The 3,221-nt window shown below is 65.6% G+C and carries 4 protein-coding genes; all 4 read left to right on the top strand.

The window, feature by feature from the left end; all coding sequences use genetic code 11:
- Positions 1-89 precede the first annotated feature (89 nt).
- Positions 90-1,025, top strand: coding sequence for a hypothetical protein (locus ACIPEK_RS43955; RefSeq protein WP_402008203.1), 936 nt, complete (start codon positions 90-92; stop codon positions 1,023-1,025).
- Positions 1,026-1,770: 745 nt separating this feature from the next.
- Positions 1,771-2,526, top strand: coding sequence for a transposase (locus ACIPEK_RS43950; RefSeq protein ID WP_402008201.1), 756 nt, complete (start codon positions 1,771-1,773; stop codon positions 2,524-2,526).
- Between the two features lie 40 nt (positions 2,527-2,566).
- Positions 2,567-2,788, top strand: a complete 222-nt coding sequence (locus ACIPEK_RS43945) for an IS3 family transposase (protein ID WP_402008199.1) — start codon at positions 2,567-2,569, stop codon at positions 2,786-2,788.
- A 251-nt stretch (positions 2,789-3,039) separates the two neighbouring features.
- Positions 3,040-3,221, top strand: a 182-nt coding sequence (locus tag ACIPEK_RS43940; RefSeq protein WP_402008197.1) for a hypothetical protein, incomplete at its 3' end; no start/stop codon positions are given.

Raw genomic sequence — 3,221 nt, 5'->3', positions numbered from 1 at the left:
CCGCCGAGCACGAAGCCGCCCACTACGCGGCCCACCCCCCAGCATCACTCCAGAAAACCAGCTAACTCACTCTCCACGAAACCCGGGGCTTGACAGCCTATCGCAACGCCGAGGTGCACGTTCTGGCCGTTCCCCCGTTCAGCGCGGGTGGCTGGGACTCCGAGCGGCCATCACCAATGCTGTCGGCCATCCACGCCGAGGCTGATGTGGTGCTCTCCTGCACATGGTGGGGTGAGGTGCACAGCGACCGCTTGTTCTTCGACGAAGTTGCCAAGCGCAAGGCCCGGTTCCTCTCACTGCACCAGACCGCAACCGCATCGGCTCTGGCCACCGGTGCCCGCTTCCCGCTGGAGCTGTATTTCGCCTTGGAAGCTAAGGCGACCGCACAACTCGCCGCAGCCAGCGAGATCCGGGTAACCACCGCTGCAGGCACCGATGTGACCTTCCGTGACTTCGCCACCAGTGGCCATCACGCTCCGCTCATCGCTGGAATGTGGCGGCCCTTCCCTTACGGTGGCGTCAACTTCTACCCCAACCGCACCGACGGGCTGCTGGTCATCGAGGAGTCCACGGTCACCGGCGCACCGGCCGAGCCCACCACGATCGAACTCACCAACAACGTGGTAACAGCGATCGAGGGCGCGACTGCCGCCACCGAGCTACGTCACTATTCACCAAGGGGCTACTACCTGCGGCACGCCCTGATCGGACTCAACCCGAAAGTGCGCTCAAGCGGTGGCACCCAGTTCGAACGGGAGAAGCACGCCGGTGCGTTCTACCTTGGCCTGGACGCCCTGACCGAGGAGGGGGAGCCTGACCGTAGCGGGCCAGGACACGCCCACTGCGACTGCCAGTTCGACAAGCCGACCATCACCATTGACGGCACACCCTTTATTGAAGACGGCCGCCTCCGCCTTCTCGAAGATCCCGAAATCCGCGAACTGGCCGCATGGTTCGGTCCCGCCGATGTGCTCCTCGATTCCAATCCCCGAATGGTGCTACCTGCCAGATACACACGGTATTAACCTCGCCGTTTCGGTTGAGGCTGGTCCGGATGCTGGCCGGATACGCGAAAGTGCCTTCCTGAGCTGGGACGATGAACCTTGTCTAGGGGTTTGATCGTCGCCGGAGGAAGGCACTTTCTGCGTGAAGGTGCGACACGAGGTCGCGTGTGTTGAGTGGATGCTCTTGGAGAGGGGGTCGGCAATGTTGCCGACGACAGAGTAATCCCGGGTCCGTGTCCGATGATCCGTTTCCACCTGGACGTGCGTCGCTGGTAACGGCGGGGTGCGAAGCTCCGGGGAGAAGCCCAAGCGCCGCCGTTCCACCCGGTGGCAACAGGCAAGGGAAAGACCGGGCGGGCGAACACCCGTGAACCCTCGATGACGTCTCGTGAAGAAAAGCCCTGCCGGTGGGTTGTGGTAGCAGGGTGCAGGGTGGGCCGCTGAAACGCGGCAGGCGCCGAGCGGATCTTCATGCCGCTCGGGAGGACACCGCCGCCCCGGGATATAGAGGGCGCCCAATCCGGTCGTATCTCGCACACGCGGAACGTGGAAACCCCGACGGAGGCCGCCGCTCTGGCATGGGCGGCGGTGGGCCGACCGTGAGGAAGGCTGATGTCTCCGGCGGGACAGGACGGCTCAAGAAGCGAAGGCCGGTAGGCCGAAAGGTCAGAGGAAACCGGGACAGCACGAGCGGCGGCCTCTCCGGCACCGTCCCGGCCAACTCGCCGGATACCGGACAGGTTTCCGGGTCCGAAAGGGCGCTGACGTGAGCCGGGTGAACGCCGCCCGAGCCGTCCTGGCCGGGTTCGCGACGGCCACCCCCAAGAGCGCCGACGGTGAAGCCGAGATGATCCGTCAGCTCAAGATCGCCCACGACCAGGCCGTTGAACAGCGCACAGCGGCGATGGTCACCATGAAGGCGATGCTTGTCCACGCCCCAGATCCCTTGCGGAACGAGACCGCAGGTAAAACACAGATCGCCCTGGCCCGGCATCTGGCGGGCCTGCGTCCTCGGCAACTGGAGGGCCCCGAGGACGCACTGCGTCATGCTCTGCGCACGCTGGCCAAGCGGTGGCAGTACCTCGACGCCGAGGCCAGGGACCTGACGAAAATGATCGCTGATCTGGTTCACCGCGCCGCCCCGCAACTGCTCGAACCCTTCGGCATCGGCGTGGACACAGCCGCGGAGATCCTCGTCGTGGCCGGCGACAACCCCGAACGCATCAAGTCCGAAGCCGCCCTCGCCAAGCTCGCAGGCATCGCTCCCGTACCCACCGGCTCCGGCATGACCAGCGGCAGGCACCGCATCAACCGCGGCGGCCACCGGCAGCTCAACGCCGCGATCTATCGCACCGTCATCGTCCGCATGCGGTTCCATCAACCTACGATCGACTACGTCGCCCGCCGCTCCGCCGAAGGCAAGACGAAACGCGAGATCATTCGCTGCCTCAAGCGCTACGTCATCCGCGAGGTCTACCACCTGATTCGACCCGCTCCACAGACGACCCCCGCAACAAGTTGACAGCTGTAGGAGCGTCAACGCCCTGGCGGAGAACCTGTGGATGCTGGTCAAGACCGAGTGCATCCGCGGCCGCGTCTTCGCCACCAGAGCTGAGGCGAACCTCGCGCTCTTCGAGTACATCGACGGCTTCTATAACCCCTGCCGCATCCAGAAACGGCTCGGCTACCTCAGCCCGATCGAGTTCGAGGAGAAGCACTACGCCGACCAGGCAGCGACCGAACCAGTGAACCTGAACACACGTCAACCCGCCCTGACCAGCTAGTCATCCACTCCCCGCCCAGCGGGGGAACCTCAGCGGGGATCGACGGCCAGATCGTGCTGACCGCCCCGGGCAAGGAAGAACTGGCGCGCGGGCTGGTCGGGCAGCGGGCATAGGGCGAAGTCGGTCAACCTGCCCCGCGGTCGTGCACTCGGTGCGAAAGGAACGTGCGCACGACGCCAACGACGGGAGGGGCCCGCGCACCCCACAGTGATGATCCGACGCATGACCACGGACGAAGCAGAGGTGACCCGATGATGAAGCCGAAGCAGGGATCCTTACCGACCGGTGGGTGGGCGAAGGCCCTCGCCGCCCTTATGATGGCCCTCCTGGCCCTCCTGGCCCTCCTGGCCCTCCTGGCCCTCCTGGCCCTCCTGGCCCTCCTGGCCCTCCTGGCCCTCCTGGCCCTCCTGGCCCTCCTGGCCCTCCTGGCCCT

It is taken from the genome of Streptomyces sp. NPDC088246 (genome assembly GCF_044741025.1).
Lineage (GTDB): Bacteria > Actinomycetota > Actinomycetes > Streptomycetales > Streptomycetaceae > Streptomyces.
Note: the sequence above shows the minus strand (reverse complement) of the source record. Positions and strands in the feature narration are given on the sequence as shown.

What these genes read in the sequence shown, in the direction of transcription:
- ACIPEK_RS43945 (WP_402008199.1), top strand. Translation starts at nt 2,567, where the DNA reads ATGCTGGTCAAGACCGAGTGCATCCGCGGCCGCGTCTTCGCCACCAGA.